The sequence below is a fragment of the Pontibacter qinzhouensis genome, assembly GCF_008017455.1.
GTDB lineage: Bacteria > Bacteroidota > Bacteroidia > Cytophagales > Hymenobacteraceae > Pontibacter > Pontibacter qinzhouensis.
In genome coordinates this window covers 1-26,828 of sequence record NZ_VRTY01000085.1, presented here as the reverse complement: position 1 = coordinate 26,828, position 26,828 = coordinate 1, and the positions used below count along the sequence as shown (strand labels likewise).

Sequence of the window (26,828 nt, the reverse complement as noted above, 5' to 3'; positions counted from 1 at the left end):
TATCTTGAAGCTGGTACTTTTTATTTTTGCCTACACCATCAACAGATGTGTATAATCGCAACTTGAATTAAATAATTGCTTTTTGCACGAGACACGCTTTCCTTGGTGATTTCAGGAAAGATGTGTCTGGTACAACTACCTTTAATTCTTTTGCTGAAGCAGCAGGCAAGTAAGTTTAACAATAGTGAAGCAGGAACCCCTTGACCGCATAGAACGGTCAGGAATCCAGAAAACGTAAAAAAAGATTTTATTAGCTTTTCAATGGCTTCGCCAGTTCATGCACAAAGTCAGCATGAGCCAGATCTTTTTCAGAAATAACCTGCGGTTTCATGGGCCATGCTATGTTAAATGAAGGGTCGTTGTAACGAATGCCTCTTTCGGCAGCCGGGGCATAAAACTCCGTTACCTGGTACATAATATCGGTGTTGTCCTGGAGGGTAAGAAAGCCATGTGCAAAGTTTTCGGGCACATACAACATCCTGAAGCTATCGGCAGTTAATTCTACGCCCAACCATTGCATATAGGTGGGCGAATCTTCGCGTAAATCGATGATGACATCGTATAAAGCACCTCGTGTGCAACGCACCAGTTTAGATTCGGCGTGTGGCGTTACCTGGAAGTGCATTCCGCGCAAAGTGCCTTTTTTCTTGTTAGAGGAGAGGTTGGTTTGCACCACATTCGAAGACAAGCCCAATTCATCGAACTCGTTTTTGCACCAGGCCCGCCCGAAAAATCCGCGATCGTCTTCAATTCGCTTTACATCAACAATATAAGCGCCTTTTAACTTCGTTTCCGTAAATATCATGTAATCCTTTATTCTGAAATAAAAATAAGATTTTTGGCAGCAAGCTATTTCCTGCTACATCTGCTCACAGCCGTCCTATAAAATTAATTTATTGTCTGTGCCCACAAAGCTATAGCTCCTGTTATTAGCCCCTGTGAATAATATGCAGGTGCTACAGCCAACTCATCAGGAAGCGCCACGCTTTAAAGCACAGCGCTTGATTGCTTTTTCTTCCAGACATGCCATGGGGCATTTCCACTCTGCCATAGGTCCTCCAGCAGGTGCTTGTCGCGAAGGGTATCCATGGGCTGCCAGAAACCTGTATGGCGGTAAGCAGATAATTCTCCTTCTTCTGCCAGTTTCTCCATCGGCTCACGCTCCCAGGTAGTTTCATCGCCCTCTATATAATCCAGAACAGCGGGCTCGAGCACAAAAAAGCCACCATTAATCCAGGGCATATCGCCACCTTTTGGTTTTTCTTTGAACTGGTTTACTTTGGTATCTTCTGAGCTTAAGGTAAAGGCACCAAAACGACCTGGCTGCTGCACGGCAGTAAGTGTAGCTAAAGTACCTTGCTCTTTATGATAAGCAATAGCATCTGCTATGTTTACATCGCTCACACCGTCGCCATAAGTTAAGCAGAACGTGTCGTTTTCAAGGTAATCTTTCACACGTTTCAGGCGGCCTCCTGTTAACGTTCCTTCTCCGGTGTCTACCAGCGTTACTTTCCACGATTCAGTTTTGTTCTGGTGTACCTGCATGCTGTTGTTCTGCATGTCGAAAGTAACATCGGAGTTATAAAGAAAATAATTGGAGAAGTACTCCTTGATCATATGGCCTTTGTACCCACAGCAGATAACAAAATCGTTGATGCCGTATGAGGAATATATTTTCATGATGTGCCAGAGAATGGGCTTACCACCAATTTCTACCATAGGTTTTGGCCTTACGCCGCTCTCTTCGCTAATTCTTGTACCGTAGCCTCCTGCGAGTATTACTGCTTTCATAAATAGATGTAAAGGGTTTCTTATTAATAAGGTGTTTAGAAGATGTTATGGATGCTTTTTTTATGAGCTATCCAGTTAATGCTACAATACGTGAAGCTTTATTTTTAGATATAGTAAAATCTAAATTTTCAGATTATTTTAATTTTATTTTAATAATCCCTGCTAAAGCGTGAGTCTTAATTTAGCCACGGTCTACCTCACAAAGTTGTTTTAAAGTGTAATAGGCAGGAACCTGAAAAGCTAATTCTTTTCTTGAGGTTGAATAACTATGAAAGAATTCTAACATGTATGAACCAGGTAAAATTAGCAGCCAGGTAATTTTTTCAGAATTAGAATATAACAGTAAGACCTGCCAGGCTCTAGGCTCTGGCAGGTCTTACTGTTATAAATTATTTAAATGAAAACACCCTTCAAAAGGATTTTAAGCTTAAAACTGTCAAGGGTAAGACTTATCTCGCCGACCGCACTTTTTGTGTTCTGATGTTTTGAGATACCAGCATCTTGAGTGTAAGGAACACAAACATGCTGTTGGTAACGAGGTACCTTTTCCAAAGCCTTTTTGGCTCGAGGTACAAGCGGTAAGTCCATTCTAACGACAAATCTCTTGCCCACTTTGGCAACCGCTTCTCTAAGCCGGCAAAAGTCAGGAATGCCTGCCCCACACCTAACATACAGGCGTTTACACGATCTTTATGCTCAGCCATCCAGCGCTCCTGCTTTGGGCAACCTAATGCCACAAAAACAAGGTCCGGCTGGGCATTATTTATCCTATTGGTAATATCAGCATCTTCTTCTTCAGTTAATTTCCTGAAGGGAGGCGAGTAGTAGCCGGCAACTTTAAGCGCAGGATTCTCTTGTTTAGCCTTGGCAACCACAGTTTCGAGAACTGTGTCGGTGGAGCCATAAAAGTACACCGATTTTCCTTTGGCAGCCGCCTCTTGTAACAGCCTTGGCAGTAAATCCATTCCTGCCACCCTATCCTGATGCTGCCCGTAAAAGGCCTTCATTATTTTAGAAACCGGGCCACCATCTGGTGTGGCAACATCTGCGTTGTTCAGAATCTGGTTAAAGTCTTTGTCTTTATAGGCTTCTACCAGCATATGCACGTTGGCGAAGCAGACATAAGATGATTTTTTATTTTCAGTAAGCCAGAAGATCTGGTCTACGAAGGTGTCAAAGCTACCGGTTGAGATAAAAGAGGTTAAAAGTTTTCGTTTAGCGCCTATAGGCTCACTGTGAACAACTGCAGGCAAGTCTTCTAACTTAATATGCATTTTTCTCACCTTTAATCATGTTCCAAACTGTCAGGAATATAATTTTCATATCCATCATGAAGCTCCAGTTCTCCATGTACTTCACATCATACTCCACTCTTTTCTCCATTAGTTTTAGCTCCTTTGTCTCACCTCTGAAGCCGCTAACTTGAGCGTAACCCGTAATACCAGGCGTTACAAAGTGTCTCATGTGATACTTGTTAATTACCTTAGAGTAATGGTCGAGTTGCGATACAAGGTTCGGACGTGGCCCTACTACCGACATATCGCCAAGCAGTACGTTAAAGAACTGAGGAACTTCGTCGAGGTTAGATTTGCGCAGGAAGCGGCCAACTCTGGTAACGCGCGGATCATGCTGCGTTGCCTGCACCTCCGTCTGGTTATTCACCTGCATGGTTCTGAACTTATAGCACACAAAGAGCCTGTTTTTCTTACCTGGTCTTAACTGCTTAAAGAATATTGGTCCTTTAGAGTCGATTTTGATGGCAATAGCCAGTATCGGGAGCAGTATCGGGAAGATGAAAAGGATAACGAAAAGCGAGAAAGCTATATCAAATGCGCGTTTCATTACACGGTTAGCCACCAGTTCAAGAGGCTCTCTACGGATGCTGATCATCGGGATGTTCTGGTAGAAATACATGTTCACATCGCGCTGCACAATCGCACTGAAATCAGGCACCATTCTGAAGTAGAGGAAGTTGTTATCAGCAAATTCCGCAAAATCATCGATCTCTTCTTTGTTGTTAAGTGGCTGAGCATAATAAATCTCATCCACACCGTTCTGAAGGCAAAACTCTTTCACATCAGCTGTTCCGCCTTTAACCAGGTTCAGGTAAGGGTTTTTCTTGTTTGGCGCATCATCGAAGAAGCCCATGAACTTAGTGCCAGGGTTATCGTTGCTGAACGTTTGGTACAGCGATACGGCAGCAGGACCTGTACCTACAATCACAAACCGTGAGTAAGCCATATCTGACTTAGTGAAATACTTATTAATAAGTTGCAGTATAAATCGGTTAGCACCAATTAAAGCTGCAGTGAGCAGGTAGGTGTAAAGCAGTAATAATCTTGATAGTTCTTCCAGATTAAAAATCACGATACATGTTGCCAATATAATGGCATGCAGCACAAATGCGTTTATCAGGTTGGCATATTTCTTACCAACTGGCAACCAGGCATCTATTCTGAAAACGTAGTTCGAGAAGCCGGAAACGATCCACCAAACCAGCGCAAACAACACAAAGAATATGCTGTATTGCCGTGTTAGTTCAAGGTCGCCGTAACGGAATAGGTTAGAAATCTTAAAGGCGAATGCAATTAGCGTTATATCAATTGCTAATAATAGTATTCTATTGAAGCTATAGTAGTGTCGGTACTTATTCATGGCTTGTTGTTGTACTTATTTAATCATATGATTTTAATTACTTAGGCTCAATATTTTCGATTTGTTAAAAACCAGTCTTTCATCATCTCTCTTGTTCACCGCAGTTCCTATACAAAATGACAAACACAATTATACCCTGCGCTAAGCAGATAATTCTTGGTATATTTTTCTTCGTCAATATTAAGCAGAAGCTTTTCTTTAATTAGTTATTTAGATCACGATTGTGTGAGTTATGGTTTATTACGCTTTACCCTTTATTAGGTTTTAGGATTTAGAAAGGATGGATTAATTATGAGCCATAAAATATATTTAAAATCTATATAATATAAATTAAATACATTTTTCCTGGTAATTTCATCCAACCAAACTAATGAGCTAAGCTATTCGGGTTTTATTTTAAATATAATGTTTAGCAGGCTTCCTACCTATCTAATTATTTCATAATCAATGATTTTTAATCAACATAGGCAACACTATATATAATTAGTGGATAAAACGAAAGTATTAGCATTCTTGCCATAATCCTTTGGCTATCAGTCATAAACAATATGATTGATGCTATTTAAAATATTTAAACAAAATGCATGGCAGGTAGTAATAATTGATTTTTCTATAAATCTAAAAGTACAAATCAGGACTTATTCAAAAATCTTCACTGGAACTTCAAAAATTTTATTGGTTTTATATTTGCTAGGTGTGAAATTTCCCGGTATGGGAAAACCCATAACCTCCACTTACTTTCTATATGCGAATCCATAGCCGATTTATCTGCCGCAACTCATCCAGTCAAAGAACGTGGCACCAGTGGCAGGCAGACAATATAGATCTTTCTTTATATTAGCATAAGAAAATAAGATAAATGTAATTGCTCTGGGTTAAATACAACTAACAACCATTTATTAGTAAAATTAAAATTTTTCCCTTGTAAGAGAATGCTTATAGCCCTGCCATTAAGGCCTGGCCTCTCCTACTATATCAGGTTGTAGAATATAGGTAATGTAATAAGCAAAAGTTCGGAAAAGACTTCCGCTTACTTAATCCGTACCATTTTGGGAAAACCTGATATAAAAGTTAAGTACCTATTTTAAAATCAGATTTTTAGCTATAGGTGACTAACAAAAAATTTTCAATTATTCTAATAAAACTGCTTTCCATGTCACTAACTAAATAGTACCTTAGCTGCTGGCACCGATCTTTAAATTGTGTTTGTGAGCAATAAGCACTTTTTAATAAATGAATGTGGTGGTAAAATCTCCGAATTCACACATTTATTGCATTATTAAAAGCGTATAAATCGGGATTCTAAAATTTTATATGTTCTGGTGAACTATTTACTATCGGATTTCTTTTATCAAATTGTACATATCCTGCATTTTAAACTGGTGGAATTTGCATACACATGGGTTTAATATTTTAGTTCAGGACTACAAAATCAAAATTACATGTTATTCTTTTAGCCAAGACTTTTATAGATAGCACTATATGACAATATTCCTACACCGATATCTCAAAAGTTACCTATATAGATTTCTATTTTTAGTGTAATTTATAAATACAAAAGCTCTTCAATAACATTCAAACTGTACTGGCATCAGCATGTTCTTGCCTTATAGGGCTTAGCCTGTCTAACCAAACCTGATAAGTTTAGTGCCATTTCAGCCAGTTCCTATTTAAAGAAACTCTCTAATTACTTTTTGAGCTTTCAGCTATGAAACCGAAACAGAAGGCAGGTATGCTTTCACTCCTACTTACACTCTTTGTTATCGTTTGTAACACAGAGTTGATGGCACAGACAAATTGCGAGCAGAAACCTGATGCCAGCATCAAAAACCCAAATTACAATTTCACCTACTGTACCAGCAACAGTAGCACGGCCACCTTTACCATGGCCATCGAAAATGCCTCTACCACGAAGGCTACAAATGCTACTTACCAGATCAACTGGGGCGATGGCAATACGAGCACTTTCGGTAAGAACTTCGACAAAACGAGCCACGTGTATCGGCTTGCCGGGCTTTACAACCTTGTCCTGACTGTTACCAGTGACGACGGCTGTGTGCAAACTAAAACAGAACAGGTCTTTTTTGGAAGTAACCCTGGCATTGGTCTATCAAACGCGGGCAATACGACCGACTGTGCCCCTGCTACCTATAGGTTCGACATCAACAGTTTTGAGCGCAACTCCCCTCATACGGTCTATACCTTCTTTTTTAACGATGGTACCCCCACCCTCTCCCTGACACATGCGGAGTTGCTAGCCAGGCCTTATATTGACCATACCTTTAACGAGTCATCGCACGATAAACCAGGAGGTTTTACCTTATCTGCCACAGCCTCGAACCCTTGCTCCAATGTTAGCGCCACCTGGACGGGCATTCGAATTTCTAAAGGACCTGTGGCAGATATTGGGCTCGCTTCTAAAACAGGCTGTGTAAATCAGCCTATCACCATAAACGATGTATCTAACAGCGGCTATGATGCCTCTTTAAATTTATCGACACATAAAACCGAGTGGAGCATAGAGCCTGCTACTGGTTGGTATATCCAGAGCGGAAACGTACATGCTAAAAAACCTGTAGTTGTTTTTACAGAACCCGGCCAGTATCTGATTAAACTGGCGGTAAGCCCGGAAGACCCGAACTCATCCTGCACCGGCAGCACCAAAGAGATGGCTATTACTATCACAAGCCCTCCTACCGCCAAGTTCACTTTAAACCAACAGCCAGACACAGGATGTACGCCAGCAACTATTACTGTAACAGATGCATCTGAGGGAGAGAATATTACCCGGACCTGGGCTGTAACCAAAGCAGACGGAACAGCTGCTACAGGCTGGAGTTTTGCAGGGGGTACTACTGCTAACTCAGTGGAGCCCAGATTTTCTTTTACTAATGCTGGCAACTATAACATTTCGTTAACCGTGAGTAACGGATGTGCTCCAAACGGCATGCAAACAGTACCTGTAACAGTTAAAGGAAAACCCTTAGCAACACTTCCTCCAGCACCTGCCCCCTACTGCGGCACCACCAGCCTGGCGTTCTCACCTGATAATGCCAAGCATACGCCTGTTTACAATGCAAACTTTGGAACTATAACAGGTTATAAATGGGAGGTTAAAACACTTACAGGCAGTGGCGTTGCGAGTTTTGACGACAACAGCAGCAGCAGCCAGTATCCTACCATCTCTTTCCCGGCTGCAACCAACATGCAAACGGTGTATGAGGTATGGGCCTATGCATTAAACGAGTGCGGAGAATCAGCTGCACCTGCCAAGCAACGCATTACCATTAATCCTACGCCAGAACTTGTTATTACAGCGGCCAAACCAGAGCTTTGCATCGGTGAAGAGACAACTTTAACAGTATCTGGGGCCACCTCCTATAAATGGCAGGCAGCTGCAGGTTTAACCGCCACAACAGGAAATAAAGTAACAGTAAAGCCTACTGTTACCACCACCTATACCGTTAGAGGAACAAATTCGGCCACAGGCTGCTCCAGTACCAAAACCTTTACGGTTATTGTAAAACCACTCCCAACAGTAACAGTGAGCAGTGCCACACAAGCTATTTGCTTAGGCCAGGCAACTGCTACTTTAACCGCTTCTGGTGCCACTACCTATACCTGGCAGCCAACTACTGGATTAAATGCGACAACTGGTGCTGAAGTAATGGCCTCTCCGGCCGTTACAACAACTTATACCGTTACAGGCTACGATGAAAGCACCGGCTGCAGCAACACAGCCACTGTTACCGTTACTGTTAAACCACTTCCGCAAGTAGAGGCTGGCCCTAATCTTATTGTATGCGATAACCCGGAACCAGTGCAGCTTAAAGGGCAACCAGCAGGCGGTACCTGGAGTGGCCCGCATGTAGCAGATAACACGTTTTTACCAGCTGGCAAAGGTGAATTTACTCTCCGGTACACCTATACCGATGCCTCTGGCTGTACCAATTTCGATGAACTGACTGTCTCTGTGAGAGAGGCTTTGATTGCTGAGGCTGAAGACGACAAAGAAGTTTGTCTGAACAGTGGCTCCTTTGCCATGCAGGCAACTCCTGCCGGCGGACTCTGGAGTGGATCAGAGCACGTTACCAAAGATGGCACTTTTACACCAGGCAGAGCAGGAACTTACACCCTAACTTATACCTATTATACCGGAACCTGCTTTACAACCGATCAGACGACCATTACCGTTAAACCACTACCAGCTGTACCCGCCATTGTAAGCGCTACTATCTGCTACGGCGCCTCTACCACACTGGAGGCAAAGAACCCCGAAGGCACTGTGGTATGGTACAACGAAGCCGGTAAGCAGTTGTATAGTGGCAATTCTTTCCCTACTGGTCCGTTAACTGAAAACACCAAATACTTGGCAGAGACACACGCTGAGAACGGTTGCGCCAGCAGCCGGCAAGAAGTAATGGTTGTTGTGCGCCCTCAAACACCTGCACCTCAAGTAGAGCCTGTTTTTCTCTGCGGGCCTGGCACCGCCAACCTGATTGCTATAGGCACGGCAGAGCAGTATAACTGGTACAGCTCAGATGGCACCTTTTTGCACACGAGCAAGGCGGGCAAAGAGTACACACCTGCTGTTTCTGCCACCACTATTTTCGTGGTAGAAGGCTTAATAGCTGGTTGTGCCGGCCCACGTACGGAAGTGCAGGTGACGGTTTTGCCAGTAATTACAGAAAATACCATTTCTGAGCCTCATACCATTTGCGCGGGCCAGACACCAGATTCTTTAACTGGTAGTCAGCCTGAAGGCGGAAATGGCACCTTTACCTATCGTTGGGAAAGCAGTTTATCTGAAAAGTCTGGTTATGCTGTAATATCCGGTGCCACTGCAGAAAGCTATGCTCCTGCCGCCCTTAGCCGCAGCACCTACTTCAGAAGAGTGGCTGTTTCAGCTGCCTGTACTGATTATTCAGAACCTGTTCTGGTTTCTGTTACTCCTATTATCACTAACAACGTGCTTATTACCGGCAACAGCAGCATCTGCGCTGGTAGCGAAGCTCCTGAGTTAAAAGGTGAATTGCCAGCCGGAGGTAACGGCAGATATGAGTATCTCTGGGAAAGCAGCACCAGCGGCAAAGTTGATGGCTTTGAACCAGTGGCAGGAACTTTTGAACCGGTTGCCGGCAGAAACAATGAGCAGAATTACAGCCCAGGCGTGTTAACTCAAACCACCTGGTTCAGGCGCATTGTAAAATCCGGCACATGTGAAAGCAAGATCAGTGAGCAGATTATTAAAATTACAGTTGATCAGCCTATTGCCTCAAACACCGTAGCCGGAGATTCGGAAGTTTGTGCTGTAAGTGGTGCCACCATTACCTTAACCGGTAGCCAACCTACCGGCGGAAATGGCAACTACAGGTACGACTGGCAGGTAAGCACCGATGGCAATAACTTTAAAATAGCACCTGGCCAAAACCACAATCCCAACTATACTCCTTCTTTCTACAACCAGATACTCTGGTACAGAAGAGTAGTATCAGCAGGTGCCTGCGAGGCAAGCATCAGTCAACCGGTAAAGGTATTACCAGCGCTTACAAATAATATTGTGAGCCAGTCGCAGACGATTTGTATGGGCGATGTGTTCCAGCCGCTAACAGCTACTTCTCCGGCCGGAGGGTCTGGCAACTATACCTTCCTCTGGGAAAGCAGCAGCACTGGTCAGGAAACCGACTACAAACCAGCAGCCGGCGAAAACACCTCAGCAAACTACGCTGCCCCCACTCCACTTGAAGGTACCATGTTTTTCAGGAGGGTGGTTGTATCTGATCCTTGTGCACGACATGCCAGCGCAGCTGTAAAAATAACAGTGCAACCTAAAATTGCAGGAAATATGCTTACCTCATCAGCTCAAACCATTTGCGCCGGTGAAGCACCTTCTCTGCTGGCAGGCCCAAAGCCAACCGGAGGAGATAACACTTTTACTTATTTGTGGGAAAGCAGTCTGGACGGCACTACTTTTACAGCGGCAGCAGGCAGTAACACCAACATCAATTATCAGTCGCCTGCACTCGAAAAAACCACCTGGTTCCGCAGGCGTGCAGCATCCGGACAATGCTCCGATGTTTCTGAAGCTGTAAAAGTAGATGTCAATCAGGCAATAACAGAAAATTCGGTATCGGAACAACAGGTTATTTGTTTTAGCACCGTACCAGCCCCTCTCATAGGGTCGCAACCAAAAGGAAGCGTAGGTGATTTTACGTACCAATGGCAATACGCTACCGATAACCAGAATGGCCCCTTTACTGACATAGCGGGTGCAACTGCCAAAGACTTTGCGCCGGCAGCACTTACCACAACGACCTGGTTTCGCAGGGTAGTGCGTTCTGGTGCCTGCTCCAGGGTTTCAGAGGCAGTACGCATTACGGTATCACCGGATATTGCCAGAAACACAGTGGCCTTCGCTCAGAATATTTATGCCGGTCAGAAACCTTCTGCTCTCACCGGTTCGCAGCCAACTGGCGGTAGTGGTAAATACACCTACGCCTGGGAGAGCAGCACCGAAGGTGCTGACACAGGTTTTGCCCCGGTAAGTGGTACCCGCAACGATATGCATTATGCGCCGCAGGCCCTGACAGCCACGACCTGGTTCAGACGCACGGTAACCTCCGGTGGTTGTGTGGATATTTCACCGGCCATTAAAATATCAGTTATACCAGATGTGACGAGCAACACGGTGCAGGCCAGCCAAACCATTTGCTACGGCAACAAACCTACGATGCTGACAGGCACCACACCAGGTGGCGGAGAAGGAAACTATTTATTTTTATGGCAGGCAAGTACCAAAGGAGCTACCGTTGGTTTCGTAACAGCACAGGGAGCCAATGCCGGCAAAGACTATGCTCCGGCTGCCTTAACACAGAACACCTGGTTCCGCAGAGTAGTAATTTCGGGTCCGTTTACAGATACAAGTGCTGCGGTTCTGATTTCTGTTAAACCAGCCATGGCGAACAACAAAATCAGTTCCAGCCAAACCATTTGCTACGGAACAGCTCCGACCAGGCTAACCGGTTCTATGCCGACAGGTGGTAGCGGCAGCTATACTTACCTTTGGGAAAGTAGTACCACCAGCCCTACCAACGGTTTTACGACTGCGGCAGGCAACAACACAGGCGCTGATTATGCACCAGGTGAACTTACCCGCAACACATGGTACAGACGTGTGGTATCGTCAGAGTCGTGCGACAAGCTGATAAGCGATGTTGTGGCCATTACCATTAACCAATTGCCTAAAGCACCAACAGCAGACCAGGTGGGCATTTGCTTTAATACCAGCACTGAACTGAGAGCAAAAGGAACAGGTGGCAAGCTGGAGTGGTTTACAACAGCAACCGGAGGAAGCCCTATTCATACAGGCTCCAATTTCGAAACACCAGTGCTTACGTCTTCTACCACCTACTATGTTCAGGAAGTGACCCTGTCTTGTGCCGGTGAGCGGAAGGCAGTTACAGTAACGGTTACGTCGCCAACTGCCGATGCCGGACCTGACGTAATCTTTGTAAAAGGAAGAAATGCTACCTTAAAAGCTAGTGGCGGCACAAGCTACTCCTGGTCTCCGGCCATTGGGCTGAACGACCCGACTTCTGCCTCTCCTGTGGCTTCGCCGGAGGTAACGACAACCTATACTGTAACAGTAAAAACAAAAGAAGGGTGCGTGTCTACAGACGAGGTAGTGGTAACCGTGTTGCCTGCAGTTGATATACCAAACACTTTTACACCTAACAGCGATGGCATCAACGATTTCTGGGAGATTCCGCACCTGACCCAATATACCAATTGCCAGGTGCAGGTATTTAACCAGTGGGGTACCTTAGTATATACCTCCGAAGGCTATAAAACTCCATGGGATGGCCGCTTTCATGGTCAGGATCTGCCAATGGCAACTTATTATTACATTATTCGCCTGGATGCTACAGAAAAACCATTGTCAGGAAGTGTTTCTATTGTAAAGTAAAATTATGTGATGATCAGCAGCCTATTTTCAATTGATCTATAGCATTTTTAAAATACAATACTTCCGCTATATTTGCGACATCCTTTGTTACGAAGGATGTCGCAAATCCGGATTGAAACATTTCTAACACCTTTTTATGAACAAGCTTTTAGCAACGGGCATAGTTATGCTCTTTTTAACTGGTAGCGTTTTGGCACAGCAACAAACAACAGATGTGCAGCTGCTACGGAAAAATATTCCGAACACCTTTACGCCGAACAGAGATGGTATAAATGATACCTGGGAAATTAAAGGTCTCGCAGAGATAACAACCTGCAAAGTGCAGGTATTTAACCAATGGGGATCACTTGTTTTTACCTCAGATGGGTATCCGCGGCCCTGGGATGGCAAACACCAGGGAAATGTATTGCCAACAGCTAGTTATTATTATGTTATTCATTTCAACAACAATAAAGATAAACCTATTTCAGGATCGGTGACCATTGTTAAATAATTAACCTACATGAACAAACTTATACTCGCCTGTTTAGCTGTGCTGGTGCTGGCTGCTAGTCCGGTACTGGCACAACAAAAGCCGCAGTTTTCGCAATATACCCTCAACAACTACCTGGCAAACCCTGCCATTTCAGGAATTGAAGACTATACTGACGTTAAATTCGGATCGAGGCACCAGTGGAGTGGCTTGGAAGGCGCACCGGTTACGTATTATACCACTGTGCACATGCCCTTGAACAAGGATATGACGACGAACTATGGCAGCAGAAAATTTAAGGATATGCCGAAAGAATCGACCACCAAAAGGACGAATGTGTACCGCCGGGTGAAGGCGCACCATGGTATCGGTGCCACCGCCATGACAACAAAAACTGGTGTACTGAAAAGGAGCAGCCTTAGCTTCAGCTATGCCTACCATCAGCCTATAACACGATCCATACGACTGTCGGCGGGTGTGGCACCAGGCCTCATCCAATATAGCCTTGACCCTAGCCGGATAAGAGCCGTGAATATGAATGACCCAGCCCTAAACGACGGACGTGCCAACGAAACAAAGTTTGACCTTAACATGGGTTTCTGGCTCTATTCCCAGAATTTTTATGTAGGTGTTGCCGGTTCTCAGTTGCTCCCCAGCCAGCGCGAATACATTATAACCAGCAACAGTGGTGCCGACCAGTCTGGTGCGTTGCAGCAGCACTTTTATACTACTGCCGGTTACAGAATAAACGCGGCACCTGGTATTGCAGTCATTCCATCGGTGATGGTTAAAATGGCCTCTCCCAGTCCCGCTTCTGTAGATGCTAATATGAAGGTGATGTATGCCGACAGAATCTGGGCAGGAGTTTCGTACCGGCACAACGAAGCAGTAGCTGCCATGGCCGGGGTTAACGTTAGTCCGCTATTAGATGTTGCCTATTCTTATGATGCAGGCACATCTCCACTTCGGGGCACCAACTCCGGCAGCCATGAAGTAGTAGTCGGATTAAAACTTCGGAATGCTGCCAAAGTTCTCTGCCCGAACTGGGCCTGGTAGAACATCTTTTCTAAAATTAGCTTAGAACAATTCATCATCCATAACAACACACTTTTAGCCATCATTCACATTGCGTTTTAACAGAAACGGCAGGCCACGAAAGCCTGCCGTTTCTGTTAAAACGCAATGTGAATGATTTTTCGGACTTTAGAACTTTAAGTATATGCAATGTCTAGCTTTAGCAGTTGCTGAGAGAGAATTGTCTAGCAAGGCATTTTTATTAGGTATACAATCTGGTTGTAAGCATAAGCCAGCTCCTGAGCCTGGACCACACCCATTCAACTATGTACTTACCATCTTCTAATTCTTACTCCCTCTCAAACAGCATCATCAGTTAATCACCGGCTTTCAGCATAGTCTAAAGAAGTAATGCTAAAAAGATTTCTTTAAATTGAACTGAGAAATAGCTTGATTTTTAAGAAGTCTGAACATACTGAATAGATTTTTAAACCAGCTTACTTCTTTGGTACCATTAAAACTTTACTGTTTAAACTGAAAAGCACGTTATATTTACTTTATTTATAGTATTAATTTAAGTTTATGTCAAATTTTAAGGTATCTATATTCTTATAAATATATTGCTGCCACGAGCTAAAAACTCGCCATTAAGAGAAACAAAAAGCAGAAAGCGGGCAAGGGCAGTCCTGTTAATCTGAATACAGAAACTTCTATATATGTTATAAACTCTATTAATATTAAATTATATTTGGTTTCTAGTACATAAATAAGCTCTAATATTAATCAGGTATCCCATACTAAATTTTAACGGAAGTAAACTTTCCACATCAAAATCATCAACTGTTAATGGTTAGAAAAAAAGACACTAAAATAATTGCGCCTGCCCAACCCTACAAGTTCCGAAAACAGTACAACCAGCTTGACCCAATATGCCAGCAAGATTTATCATTTTCACGGCATGGGGCAATACTCCCTTTAGGTATTTCCGCAGGTTTATTTTCTATTAACTATTTTGTTTTCCCAAAGAGCACTATTGTTTTAAATATTCTCATAAAGGTTCGTTTTCTTTAAACTATGGAGTTATACTATTCATTTTCAGTCCTTATTGTTCTTGCTTCTTTGTTTGCCTACGTAAACCACAGGTTTATTAAGTTACCATCTACTATCGGCATCATGCTGATGGCCATTATAGCCTCCATTATCATCAGGTTTGCCGGCAATAGCATTTTCCCGGAAACTACAGGCAGATTGTTTATGCTTATATCAGAACTGGACTTTACGGAGGTGCTGATGGGTGCCATGCTGAACTTCCTGCTCTTTGCCGGTGCCATACATGTTAACTTCGCTGATCTTCGGGAGCAGCGCCTGCCTGTGCTCACTTTCTCTACGATCAGCGTTATTCTGTCAACATTTGTTATCGGGGGAATGGTATATTTTATAACGCCTTTTTTTGGGGTTGATATACCCTTTATGTACTGTTTGTTGTTTGGGGCCTTAATCTCTCCCACCGACCCGATTGCAGTTTTGGGCATTCTTAAAAAAGCCAATGTAAATAAGTCTTTGGAAACGAAAATAACCGGTGAGTCGCTTTTTAACGATGGCGTGGCTGTGGTGCTCTTTGCCGTGCTCCTGCAACTGACACAAACCCCGGACACACAAATTTCATTGGGCTCCATCTCCTGGCTCCTGGCAAAAGAGGCATTGGGAGGGTTGTTCCTGGGTGTACTACTGGGTTATACGGCATCGAAGGCGATGAAAGGCATAGACGATTACATCGTCTCCGTCCTGATCACGCTGTCTGTTGTGATGGGAGGCTACCTGATTGCACATGCCATGCATATATCAGGTCCTCTTACCATGGTGGCTGCCGGACTTATTATTGGTAATTATGGAAAGAAAGTGGCTATGTCTACGCTCACCAAAGATTATATCACCAAGTTCTGGGAACTGCTGGACGAGGTAATGAATGCTATTCTGTTCCTGTTTATCGGTTTCGAGCTGCTGTTGATCCCGGACTTTGAGACTTACTGGCTTATCTCAGTTGTTGCCATTGCAGTGGTACTCGTTGCACGCTTTATTTCCATCTGGATTCCTTCGCTTATTGTGCCATTCAACCCTAAATTAAGCAAAGGCACGCTTACGGTGTTAGTATGGGGAGGTTTGCGCGGAGGTGTCTCCATTGCCTTAGTGCTATCTGTAACAGACCCAACCTACAAAGAGCTGCTCCTGGAGATGACCTACTTTGTAGTGGTATTCTCTATTGTAGTGCAAGGTCTAACAGTCGGAAAATTATCGAACAAGGTTTTAGCCTAAGTGCATGTAAGTAAAATAGGCAGGATACACCCTTGGCAAAATTCTGATGAAAAAGCTTCAGAAGGCCAATTTCGTTGGAATAATTGCAGAGTGGCTTGTATCCTGTTCTAACTTTTTAGCTAAAGCTAATTTGCATGCACGTAGTGTGGCAGAACTTACTTAAGAGTATTTACATATATTCAAGTAAAAAATGCAGGATACACCCTTGGCAAAATTCTGATGAAAAAGCTTCAGAAGGCCAATTTCATTAGAATAATTGCTACCAACCCAATCTCATAGATTAGATAACCTGTAACAGCACCGAAACACTGCAGCATAGCTTATGGGGCGCAGCGGACGGTGCTGTTACAGGTTGTTTTTACCAGAACACGATATACAGGGCAGCCAGCATACCACAAATAATGACCGAACCTACTATAAACCCAGCATTAGGTTTGAACATGGCAGGTTCAACCACCAGGCCTTTCGGGTTGTTTTTGCTCTTAGGGTCGAGCAGGGTTATAAGGACCATCAGCGCTGCCAGCACCAGGAAAACAATGCCCATGCGGTCGAGGAACGGGATTTCCGGGAACTGAAATTTGAGGAAAGTGGACATAGGAATGGTAAGTACTGCAGCCACTACAGCGGCCAGCGCGGTGGTACGCTTCCAGAAGAAGCCCAGCAGGAAAATGGCCAGCACACCCGGTGAAATAAAGCCGGTGTACTCCTGAATGTACTGGAAGCCCTGGTCAAGATTCCGCAGCGATGGTGCCACCACTACACCAATCAAAGAAGCCACCACAACAGTTATCTTTCCTACCATTACCAGCTGTTTCTCGCTGGAACCCGGCCGTATAAACTTGTTGTAGATATCGAGCGTGAAAATGGTTGAAATACTGTTTGCCTTACCAGCCAGCGAAGCCACAATGGCAGCCGTGAGTGCCGCAAACGATAAACCTCTCAGGCCGTTTGGCAGCAGATTTAATAGCACCGGGTATGCATGGTCAGGCTTCACGTGCCCCAGGTCGTTGGCCATTTCCTCCTGAAACATACCTTGCTGGTAGAGCACGTAGGCGGCAATACCCGGCAATACCACAATAACTGGCATCAGCATTTTCAGGAAAGCGGCAAACAACAGGCCGCTACGCCCGGTTTTAAGGTCGGCACCCAACGCCCGCTGCACAATATACTGGTTGGCTCCCCAGTAGCTCAGGTTCGTGATCCATAAACCGCCCACCAATACAGAAAGCCCCGGTAAATCCATGTACGCATCCCTGGTGCCTCCCATGCCGTCCGGAATGGTAAGCTGCCCTTTGTTCAGGATCATATGAAAATGAGAGGATGCTTCGCGGGTCATGAATGTAAGGCCATCTATAAACCCGGAACCACCAAACTCTTGCGCTACAAGGTCGAGGGCCAGGTAAGTTGTGGCCAGGCCACCGCAGATCAGCACAAACACCTGGAATACGTCTGTAAAGCCAATTACTTTCATGCCGCCCAGGGTAATAATAATCGCAAAAATGGCTAACCCGTACACACACCAGGTAAAACCGATGCCTGTAATGGTTTCGATAGCCAATGCCCCCAGGTACAGGATAGACGTCAGGTTCACGAACACGTACACCAGCAGCCAAAAAATAGCCATAAGTGTACTCACCAGCGTGTTGTAGCGCTGTGAGAGAAACTGTGGCATGGTGTAAATGTTGTTTTTGAGGTAAATCGGGAGGAAAAACACGGCTACTAATACCAGGGTAAGTGCCGCCATCCATTCATAAGCCGAAACAGCCAGCCCCATGGCAAAGCCAGAGCCAGACATGCCTATGAACTGCTCTGCTGAGATGTTGGAAGCGATAAGAGAAGCCCCGATCGCCCACCAGGTGAGGGAGCCTTCTGCCAGAAAGTAGTCCTTGGAATCGGCCTCCAGCACCCTGTGCTTTCGGTATATGTAAATGCCGTATCCTGATACCAGAACAAAGTAAACCAGGAAAACAAAATAATCTATAAGCTGCATGTCTGATACAATTAAATTTAATGTGGTTGGGTAATTTTTATAATAAAAAGAAGTATTTATTTAGGGAAGCGGAACAGGATCCTTACCTTCTGCAGAGTTCCGCAGCTTACTGTGGTGACGGCCGTAAAAGAGGTAAACCAATACGCCGATAGCCATCCAGATAATCAGACGAAGCCAGGTATCGAAACCGAGGTTCAGCATCATATAGCCGCAGATAAGGATGCCCAGCAAGGGTACAAGCGGTACAAAAGGAGTCCGGAACGGACGGTGAAGGTGCGGGCTACGGTAGCGCAGTACAATGATACCGCCACATACAATGACAAAAGCCAGTAAGGTTCCTATACTTACCAGTTCCCCTAAAAGGCCAATCGGGAAGATACCGGCCACTATAGCGGCTATAACACCTGAAACAATGGTAGTAACATAAGGCGTTTTATACTTGTGGTGCACTTTCCCGAAAAGAGACGGCAACAGCCCGTCGCGTGACATGGCGAAGAAAATACGCGGCTGTCCCATCAGCATCACCAGCACAACAGAAGCCAGACCGGCTACTGCCCCTATCCCGGTAAAAAAATAAAGCCATTTCAGGGCCGGGCCTGCTGCTTCCAGCGCCACCAGTACCGGGTCAGGCACATTCAGGTTGCTGTAAGATGTCAGACCAGTCAGCACCAGCGACATCAGCACATAGAGCAGCGTACAAATGCCAAGCGACATCAGCATACCAACAGGCATATCACGTTGCGGGTTCTTAGCCTCCTGTGCGGCCGTACTTACTGCATCGAACCCGATGTAGGAAAAGAAGACAATGGCCGCCCCCTGTATGATACCCTGCCAGCCATAGCGGGCACCTCCATCAGGCAAAATCTCCCGGGCTGGTATAAACGGTTCCCAGTTGGCAGCATCCACATAGCGGAACCCGAAGGCAATGACCAGCAGCACAATGGCAATTTTAATTACGACAACCAGGTTATTGAACCGCGCCGACTCCTGTATGCCAACTACCAGTAAACAGGTCATTACCAAGATCAGCAGTACTGCCGGCAGGTTTATGTAGGATCCTGTAAAGGCAAAGGAGCTGCCATCGTATGCGAGAGGGGCACTGGCTATAGCCACAGGAACCGATATCCCAAGGGAGTTGAGCAGGCTTACAAAGTTTCCGCTCCAGCCTACTGCAACCGTAGCAGCACCAAAAAGGTACTCCAGTATCAGGTCCCAGCCAATAATCCAGGCGACGAACTCTCCTAAGGTAGCGTAGCCATACGTGTAGGCACTACCGGCAATCGGAATCATGGAGGCAAACTCTGCATAGCATAAGCCAGCGAACAGGCAACCTAAACCGGCTACAATAAAAGACAACACAATGGCAGGCCCGGCAGCATTGGCAGCCGCAGTACCAGTCAATACGAAAATACCGGCACCAATAATGGCACCGATGCCTAACATGGTCAGGTTAGTCGCCGAGAGCGTACGCTTCAGCCCGTTCTCACCGCTCTCAGATTCACGGATGAGGTGTGCGACAGACTTTGTCGCAAAAATGTTTTTAGACATGGTGTTTGTGGGAAAACAGAAAAGACAGAAATAAAGGCAGCAACAATCGGTAAGGGCCAACAATAGCCGATACGATCCTGCAGAAAATTGTACTATCTAGAACATAAACACCATGTCAGGGGCCATTAGGCTGAAGCCTGTAACGCAGTGAGCACACAGGGTAAAGTGCACCTTCTGGAACAATAGCTAAACAGGCTGTAATAAAGATGGGAAGTAATATACTGTTCCTTTGCAGATGGGGAAACAGTCTATCGTGTAGTTTGCTATCCACTACCTGCTGCTCAGGCTTTTGACTTAGCCAGGGTATTGGCACATGCGGCGTTACCTCATACAGGCATTCCAGCCCCTGCGCATCAACTGCAACTTCCTGAGGTGGTACTTGAGCATGGGCACAGGCACAAAGGGTTGCCCCAACCAGCATCCCGAATACCCATAGCACCTTATTCCAGCAGGTTCGCATGTTGCTACGTTTCATTATGATTGACTTTCCTTCTCGTTGGGTTTGGCAAGTCTGCTGTTCCAGTAGCCGTAACAACAGTACACCACCATGCCTAACAAAAGCCAGATCAGGAAGCGGCTCCAGTTGGTAATTCCCAATTCAGTCATCAGGTAAAGGTTGGTGAGCAAACCCAATACCGGAATCAGCGAAAGCCGGTGCCTGTAGGTTAGCACGGTCATTGCCATCGTTACTATAATAAATCCTGCCAATGGAAGTTTATGTTTCCATTCCTCCCAGGTAGTTACCCCGTCAGATCCTCCTAGTATGTTCATAAAACCTGCTATTCCCTCCGGGTGAAAGGCCTGCAACAGTGCCAGGAGTATGATCAGCAGGAAAGGCAACACATATTTACCGTTAATATAAGGCACCCGGAATCCTTTACCGGCAGCCGGGGTTTCCTGTTTAAAATCCTGCACCAGAATGCCTCCACATACCAGCACAAAGGCGAACAGCGTACCAATGCTGGTTAAATCCGTCACTTCGGTCAGGTTCATAAACAGGGCAGGTACTGCTACTACAAAACCGGTTACTATTGTGGCAAAAGAGGGTGTTTTGTGTTTTGGATGAATACGTGAGAAGGCCTTTGGCAACAGGCCATCGCGGCTCATACTCATCCATATGCGGGGCTGCCCGTACTGAAACACCAGCAGCACACTGGCCATGGCAATTACGGCGCTGATAGCTATTATACCGGCCATGGCAGGCAGGTTTACCCTTGCAAATACAAAGGCCAGCGGATCGCCTACAGCCAGTTCGTGGTAAGGTACCATGCCGGTTAGCACCAGGGCCAGCAGCACATACAGCACCGTACATACCACCAGCGTCAGCATCATGGCCAGGGGCAGGTCGAGCTTCGGGTTCCGGCATTCTTCTGCTGTGGTAGAGATGGCATCAAAGCCAATATAGGCAAAGAAAACAGCCGAAACCCCTTTCAGGACACCTGATATGCCATTGGGCGCAAAAGGATTCCAGTTGGCAGGCTGTACATAAAAAGCCCCTACTGCAATAACCAGAAGAATTACAACAAGTTTCAGCACAACCAGCAGGTTAGCCGCCCGCTTCGATTCCTTTACCCCTACGTATACCAGGTATGTGATCAGGGCAGTTATTCCGAGGGCAGGCACATCGGCAATAAGCTTTATGCCACCCAAAGCAGGTGCGTATAACCACGCCTCATACGCTTTAAAAGCAGCAGCCGGAATGTCTGCTACTGTCTGTCCGCCAGCCAGAAGAGCAGTTACTTCGGTATAGCCCCGGGAGGCACTCAGGTAATCCATCGTCAGGTAAGCCGGAACAGGCAACCCGACTCCATCCAGCATGGCAGTAAAATAATCGGACCAGGAAATGGCTACGGCTATGTTCCCGATGGCGTACTCCATAAGCAGGTCCCAGCCAATAATCCAGGCTACCAGCTCCCCGAACGAGGTGTAAGCATAAGTATAGGCGCTACCAGCCACCGGTATAGCGGAAGCAAACTGGGCATAACACAGCGCAGAAAAACCGCAGGCAAGGGCGGTAAAAATAAACAGCAGCGAAACAGCAGGTCCGCCAGCCGCACTCGCGTTACCAATCGTACTGAAAATACCCGCACCTATGATCGCAGCAATACCAAAGGCAAGCAGGTCTTTGAGGCGCAGGGTTCGTACCAGTTGATTTCCTCCAGAAGTTTCTTCATTGTGCAAACTTTCTAAAACAGCTGCCACCGATTTTCTTCTCCTGACATTATGCAGTATTTGCCGCATTTTGCTTGATTTTCCGGTTATAAATTTTGATTACTCTGCCGGCACCGCTGCCTGGTCCGCTCTTCTTCCTATCTTGCTGAAAACACGGCTGGCCCACCGGGGGAAAACAAGCGCGCCCATCAGCAGGTAGAGGTAATAAGTAAGCAGCCTGTACAGCAATACAACGATGGTGGTAAAACTTCCCAAAAACATTCCGAAAAAAGCCGGGAAGGCTATTTCTGCCACTCCTGCTGCACCCGGTGTTATCGACATCATCAGCACTATTTTATAAATCAGGTTACGGGAAAACAGTAGTATATGCTCCTGAAGGGCAAGTTGTGTAAACGCAGCTATAAGGCAACCGATTATAGCATACCGGGCTGTCCAGACAAAGGCGGTGGAAATGCTGGCACGCCACCAATAGCCTGCTCCTTTATGGCGCAGATGCTGCGAGGCAATCAGTAATTCGTTTGCATGGTTAAAAAGGGTGAGGCGCCAGCGCTTAAGCCACCGTAACCTGCTTAGCCGCAACAGCAACCTTTTAACGGCCCGCGGATTCAGAAGCAGCGCATACCCCATCAGGAAGGCATACAATGTCACCAACAGGTAACTAACAGCAAAGGCAGTAGCCAACCCTGTCCGGATGGCCTCTCCTACTACATCGTTAGCCGGTAAGGCACTGCTGCCCACCATTAACAACACCACAGGCACCGTTACTACAAAATACAGGTTATCGAGCATGGCTGTTACCATTACCTGGGCAATCGATTTGCCAAGCGGTATCTTCTCTTTCATCAGCATAAAAGCGGCCACAGTGGAGCCGCCTACCACCGATGGGAGCGCACAGGAGGCAAACTCCCATAGCATGATCACGCTAAAACTCTGGCGCCAGGAAAGAGCCTTGTCTGTTACAGAACGGATGCGGTATATATAGCCGAAATCGCGGATAAAAAGAACCAGCAAGGTAATACCGAGCCATAACGGGCTGGCCTGCCGGAGAATCTGTAATTGTGCCGGCTCATAGTTCCGATAGAGCATGTACCCGACTATGCTCAACCCCAGCAGCATAGGCAACAACACTTTTTTTAAGGAGAACTGCTCCTGAAGCGTTTGTTCGTTTAAAGCCATTCCTGTAATATAAAAGCGCTACTACTACCCTACCGGTTCTTTTTTAACACCAAACCGTGCCTTTATGATACCCAGCACCGGTGGCAGCATGGACAAAACGATAATAGCCAGGATAAGCAACGTGAAATTGTTTTTTATCGCCGGGATATTGCCAAACAAGTAACCTGCTACTGTAAAGAATATAACCCAGACCAAAGCACCTGTTACATTAAAAAAGAAAAAACGCTTAAAATCCATTTTCCCAATACCGGCCACAAAAGGGGCAAACGTACGAACAATAGGTACAAAACGAGCATATATAATTGTACGCCCTCCGTACTTGGCATAAAAACGTTGCGTTTGCGCTATATGCGATCTTTTCAGGAACCAGAAATCGCGCAGATAGAATTGGCTGCCTAATTTTGAGCCTAAATAATAGTTAACAGAATCGCCCACAATGGCGGCCGTGCAAAGCAACACCAGCAGTAAAGCCAGGCTCAAGCCCGATGATGGGTTAGCAGCCAATGCCCCCACAGCAAAGAGCAATGAATCGCCGGGTAGAAAGGGAGTAACGACCAAACCTGTTTCGCAGAAAATTATTAGAAATAACACCAGGTACAGCCAGCCTTGGTATTCATTAGAAAGTTGCACCAGATGCTGGTCTATATGCAGGATGAAATCCAGCAAGTATTGAATAAATTCCATAAGGATAGTACAAAATTAAAAAGAGGAAAAAAAGAAAGTATCCGGCAAATGTTGTATGTATCTTTTTCAAACTTCCGGAGTAAGATTACGAGCTCCAACTAAATTACCAGAAAATTTAAAGACAGCTAAGGCCCTTTGAGGAAAATGGAATCAGATGGAGAAAAAAGATAAGGGACAGTCGAACTTTTAAGCGGGGCGCTGTAAGAGCAAAGCAATGAAAAGAGCTGCTTCAACAAATAAGCCAGCATTTTGGCTTTGAACAATTTCTCAGGCTGAAAGTCTTTCAGAGTCTCCGATTGGTTCTTCCTCTGCACAACCATGATTTGAGGGACATGTTCAGCCTTTTTTACAGAAGTCTGGTGGGATGGCAAATTAATTTCTGGTCTGGCTATACTGGGAGTAACAATATGCAAAAGCAAGCTGGCTACAATAGCCAGTAGCCACCATGACTTAACTTTCATGGCTTTGCTCTTTGCACCCATACAGCAAAGGTAAAAGGTAAACTGAAATAAAGAATTAAATAATTTCATATAATTTCTCAGCAGGAAGACCAACTCTTAAAAAGCAGAATAATATTTCAGCAAATTGTAATCTATTGTTTTTGATGCTGTCTTGTATTAACTAGTTAAACCCAAAATTCACATTACTATTTTGACCCGGCAGCGACATAACTACCATGTGTGCAGCAAGCAGCAGGAATACCGGTGCCATTATACAGTACTATTACTGCATATTCATGCCTGTTTCATAGCAGCCAACTGGCACAGGAAGCCCTGCCACCTGAGCACCAGGCTCCGGCACGGAATAATGGGAAAAAGTAAAGAAATGAGCTTAGGGACCTTGAGGAACAATGCAGCCCCAGTAGTTGGCAGCAAGGGAAAAGTGGCCAGTAAAGAATTCTACTTTACGCGTAAAAAGAACAACTGAAAGCAGCAGGAAAAGGATGACAGCCGTAATAAAATTAATATTCATTTCATGCAACACACCTTGTGCAGAAGCTACTTCTATCCCCTGCTCCAGTTGTAGTTCCCTGTTTGTATCGGCGTGGCGGTGTTTTGCCTCATAAAAGACATGCCCTGGCTGCATCTGCAGGGAAAACAGCAGCGTTAGGACTAACCACAAGATAGGGTAGCACAGTTTATTAGGTATGGCTCCAATGCCCGACATTACCCGTAAATGTAGTAGATTGTATAGGGCATTAGCAAATGATTTTCTAAAATATTTGTAAAGACCCGGGGATAGAGCCTGAAAGAAATGGCGTTAGAAGCATAGTGCTCCTGAGAAAACACGGCAGGCACTTGAGCCTGGTCCATACCAGTGCCGCGGCAAATATATGGTTTCGTTGTGCCCTTGCCAGGCGACACCGCGACTCCTCTATAACCATGAGCTGTTTCACCTCACCGTAATGCTGCTCGATGCTCTATTTCAGCCTGCAGCGTAATCAACCTTCCTGCTGCTCTTGATTGGGTAATAAAAGGCCTTTCCCTCCTTTAGCAGGTATTTCTCCAAAATGGTGGTGGCGTACCAGCTGTCCAGCACGTGGTCCGGCTTGCTCTTGCCGTTCGTATCGGGGTTGAAAATACGGAATTTCAGGAGCCAGAACTCTGCTGATTGATAAGGTCCAGGTAGAGGCAGTTGACCATGCCGATGCCTTTGATGAGACAGCGCACGTTGATACACATATTGCTGCCTCACCAGGCCCAGAACCCGTAAGTGCCACTTGTCGAGCACAGTGCCATCAAAGATGCGAAGGCTTAGGAGGAAAGGAGTTATGTCTTCATGGCTCTATTACCTCCTCCTGCTTTTATCGATTTTCAACCTTTGGGTTACTTTTGCAAAGTCCTGTTTTAGATGGATATAACATTTCAAAGCTATATCCATCTAAAATAGGACTAGGGTTCCAACCAGGCAGCAATACTTTTGGCTGCTTTAAGCTATAGCCTCTGCTTTAAACCAGGCTTTTTGAACCGTGTTTTGAATGGTTTGGGCATCGAGTGTTTCAGTTTTCACTTCGAGCACTTTATCAGGATTATCCGTGTCTACTTTCCATTCTGTTACTCCTTCCAGCTTATTAAAATGAGGTGTAATAGCTCTAACACAGCTTCCGCAGTTTATGGTTGTTTTAAATTTGTAGGTTTTCATGTTTGTTTAATTTATGAATTAAAGTTTAATCGTCTATTTTATGAGGTTTTGCTTAATGGAGTATCCAGGCAGATTATTTAAATCAAAATGGCCTTCAGAAGCAATTTTGATAATTTTTAGTCAAGGGTTAGAGGCTATATCTTAACTGATTTCAGGCGCAGGCTGTTGCCTACTACCGATACCGAACTTAAAGCCATGGCAGCACCGGCTATCATCGGGTTCAGCAGAAAACCTGTGAATGGGAAAAGAAGACCTGCTGCCACCGGTATGCAGATAACGTTGTAGAAAAAAGCCCAAAACAGGTTCTGCCGGATGGTTCGCACTGTAGCCCGCGATAAGGTAATGGCTGCGGCAACCTGGTTCAGGTCGGAGCGCATTAGGGTAATTCCGGCTACATCCATGGCCACATCTGTTCCCTGGCCCATGGCGATGCTTACGTCGGCCAGCGCCAGTGCCTGTGCATCGTTTATGCCATCTCCGACCATTGCGATGGTTTTGCCTTGTTGTTGCAGCGCTTTCACAAATTCGGCTTTCTCGTTTGGCAGCATCTCAGCTTTATAGTTTGTTATGTTAACCTGCCCGGCAACGGCTGCTGCTGTTTGCTGGTTATCGCCGGTGAGCATGTACACTTCTATGCCAATGGCCTGCAGCGCCTTAATCCCCTCGGCTGCTGTGGGCTTTATCGGATCGCTTACAGCAAAAACGGCAAGAGCAGTGGTAGTATCTCCGAAGAATATAGCTGTTTTTGCCTGTTGCTGCAAGTCCTGTGCCGCCTGCAGCAACTCTGCGGGTAGGTCTATACCATTCTGCCGGAACAGCTTTTCGTTTCCTGCTAAATAATTCAAGTTGCGATTATACACATCTGTTGATGGTGTAGGCAAAAATAAAAAGTACCAGCTTCAAGA

The 26,828-nt window shown here is 45.4% G+C and carries 17 protein-coding genes and 1 pseudogene; 4 read left to right on the top strand and 14 right to left on the bottom strand.

What is annotated here, in order from left to right:
- Window positions 1–250: 250 nt before the first annotated feature.
- From rfbC to FVR03_RS18380, 4 genes are all read right to left on the bottom strand, one after another.
- Entirely contained in the window at window positions 251–805 is a 555-nt protein-coding gene (gene rfbC / locus FVR03_RS18395) for a dTDP-4-dehydrorhamnose 3,5-epimerase (protein ID WP_147923239.1), read from the bottom strand.
- Window positions 806–987: 182 nt separating this feature from the next.
- Complete coding sequence (gene rfbF / locus FVR03_RS18390; RefSeq protein ID WP_147923238.1) at window positions 988–1,791, bottom strand: glucose-1-phosphate cytidylyltransferase; 804 nt, start codon at window positions 1,789–1,791, stop codon at window positions 988–990.
- A 449-nt stretch (window positions 1,792–2,240) separates the two neighbouring features.
- Window positions 2,241–3,065 carry a WecB/TagA/CpsF family glycosyltransferase gene (locus tag FVR03_RS18385; RefSeq protein ID WP_147923237.1) on the bottom strand — a complete coding sequence of 275 codons (825 nt, stop codon included), beginning with the start codon at window positions 3,063–3,065 and terminating at the stop codon, window positions 2,241–2,243.
- Complete coding sequence (locus FVR03_RS18380) at window positions 3,055–4,446, bottom strand: undecaprenyl-phosphate glucose phosphotransferase (protein WP_147923236.1); 1,392 nt, start codon at window positions 4,444–4,446, stop codon at window positions 3,055–3,057. Before FVR03_RS18380 ends, FVR03_RS18385 begins: the two co-directional genes overlap by 11 nt.
- Window positions 4,447–6,229: 1,783 nt before the next feature.
- Between FVR03_RS18380 and FVR03_RS18375 the strand changes: the two genes are divergently transcribed.
- The 4 genes from FVR03_RS18375 (at window position 6,230) to FVR03_RS18360 (ending at window position 16,211) form a co-directional block, all read left to right on the top strand.
- Window positions 6,230–12,412 carry a DUF8696 domain-containing protein gene (locus FVR03_RS18375; protein ID WP_187270213.1) on the top strand — a complete coding sequence of 2,061 codons (6,183 nt, stop codon included), beginning with the start codon at window positions 6,230–6,232 and terminating at the stop codon, window positions 12,410–12,412.
- A gap of 136 nt (window positions 12,413–12,548) precedes the next feature.
- Complete coding sequence (locus FVR03_RS18370; RefSeq protein ID WP_147923234.1) at window positions 12,549–12,905, top strand: T9SS type B sorting domain-containing protein; 357 nt, start codon at window positions 12,549–12,551, stop codon at window positions 12,903–12,905.
- A gap of 9 nt (window positions 12,906–12,914) precedes the next feature.
- Window positions 12,915–13,940 (top strand): PorP/SprF family type IX secretion system membrane protein, encoded by a 1,026-nt coding sequence (locus tag FVR03_RS18365; RefSeq protein WP_147923233.1) that lies wholly within the window; start codon window positions 12,915–12,917, stop codon window positions 13,938–13,940.
- A gap of 1,032 nt (window positions 13,941–14,972) precedes the next feature.
- The gene (locus FVR03_RS18360) at window positions 14,973–16,211 is read left to right on the top strand and encodes a cation:proton antiporter (protein WP_147923232.1); all 1,239 of its coding nucleotides are present in this window, start codon (window positions 14,973–14,975) and stop codon (window positions 16,209–16,211) included.
- A 358-nt stretch (window positions 16,212–16,569) separates the two neighbouring features.
- Here the strand turns inward: FVR03_RS18360 and FVR03_RS18355 are convergent, their stop codons facing one another.
- The 10 genes and pseudogenes from FVR03_RS18355 to FVR03_RS18310 form a co-directional block, all read right to left on the bottom strand.
- Window positions 16,570–18,201, bottom strand: a complete 1,632-nt coding sequence (locus FVR03_RS18355; protein ID WP_147923231.1) for a sodium/sugar symporter — start codon at window positions 18,199–18,201, stop codon at window positions 16,570–16,572.
- A gap of 60 nt (window positions 18,202–18,261) precedes the next feature.
- A complete protein-coding gene (locus FVR03_RS18350) occupies window positions 18,262–19,749 on the bottom strand; it encodes an amino acid permease (protein ID WP_147923230.1) in 1,488 nt (495 codons plus the stop codon).
- A 474-nt stretch (window positions 19,750–20,223) separates the two neighbouring features.
- Entirely contained in the window at window positions 20,224–21,990 is a 1,767-nt protein-coding gene (locus FVR03_RS18345) for an amino acid permease (RefSeq protein WP_147923229.1), read from the bottom strand.
- Window positions 21,991–22,020: 30 nt separating this feature from the next.
- Entirely contained in the window at window positions 22,021–23,097 is a 1,077-nt protein-coding gene (locus FVR03_RS18340) for a lysylphosphatidylglycerol synthase transmembrane domain-containing protein (RefSeq protein ID WP_147923228.1), read from the bottom strand.
- Window positions 23,098–23,121: 24 nt separating this feature from the next.
- Window positions 23,122–23,781, bottom strand: coding sequence for a DedA family protein (locus FVR03_RS18335; RefSeq protein ID WP_147923227.1), 660 nt, complete (start codon window positions 23,779–23,781; stop codon window positions 23,122–23,124).
- A gap of 125 nt (window positions 23,782–23,906) precedes the next feature.
- The gene (locus FVR03_RS18330; protein ID WP_187270212.1) at window positions 23,907–24,263 is read right to left on the bottom strand and encodes a hypothetical protein; all 357 of its coding nucleotides are present in this window, start codon (window positions 24,261–24,263) and stop codon (window positions 23,907–23,909) included.
- Between the two features lie 349 nt (window positions 24,264–24,612).
- Window positions 24,613–24,903 (bottom strand): hypothetical protein, encoded by a 291-nt coding sequence (locus FVR03_RS18325; protein ID WP_147923225.1) that lies wholly within the window; start codon window positions 24,901–24,903, stop codon window positions 24,613–24,615.
- A gap of 169 nt (window positions 24,904–25,072) precedes the next feature.
- A pseudogene (locus FVR03_RS25295) lies at window positions 25,073–25,554 on the bottom strand (IS701 family transposase); the annotation flags it as partial.
- A gap of 156 nt (window positions 25,555–25,710) precedes the next feature.
- Window positions 25,711–25,923 carry a heavy-metal-associated domain-containing protein gene (locus FVR03_RS18315; RefSeq protein WP_147923223.1) on the bottom strand — a complete coding sequence of 71 codons (213 nt, stop codon included), beginning with the start codon at window positions 25,921–25,923 and terminating at the stop codon, window positions 25,711–25,713.
- A 134-nt stretch (window positions 25,924–26,057) separates the two neighbouring features.
- On the bottom strand, window positions 26,058–26,768 hold the full coding sequence (locus FVR03_RS18310; protein WP_369410464.1) for an HAD-IC family P-type ATPase: 711 nt from the start codon (window positions 26,766–26,768) through the stop codon (window positions 26,058–26,060).
- Window positions 26,769–26,828: the final 60 nt, after the last annotated feature.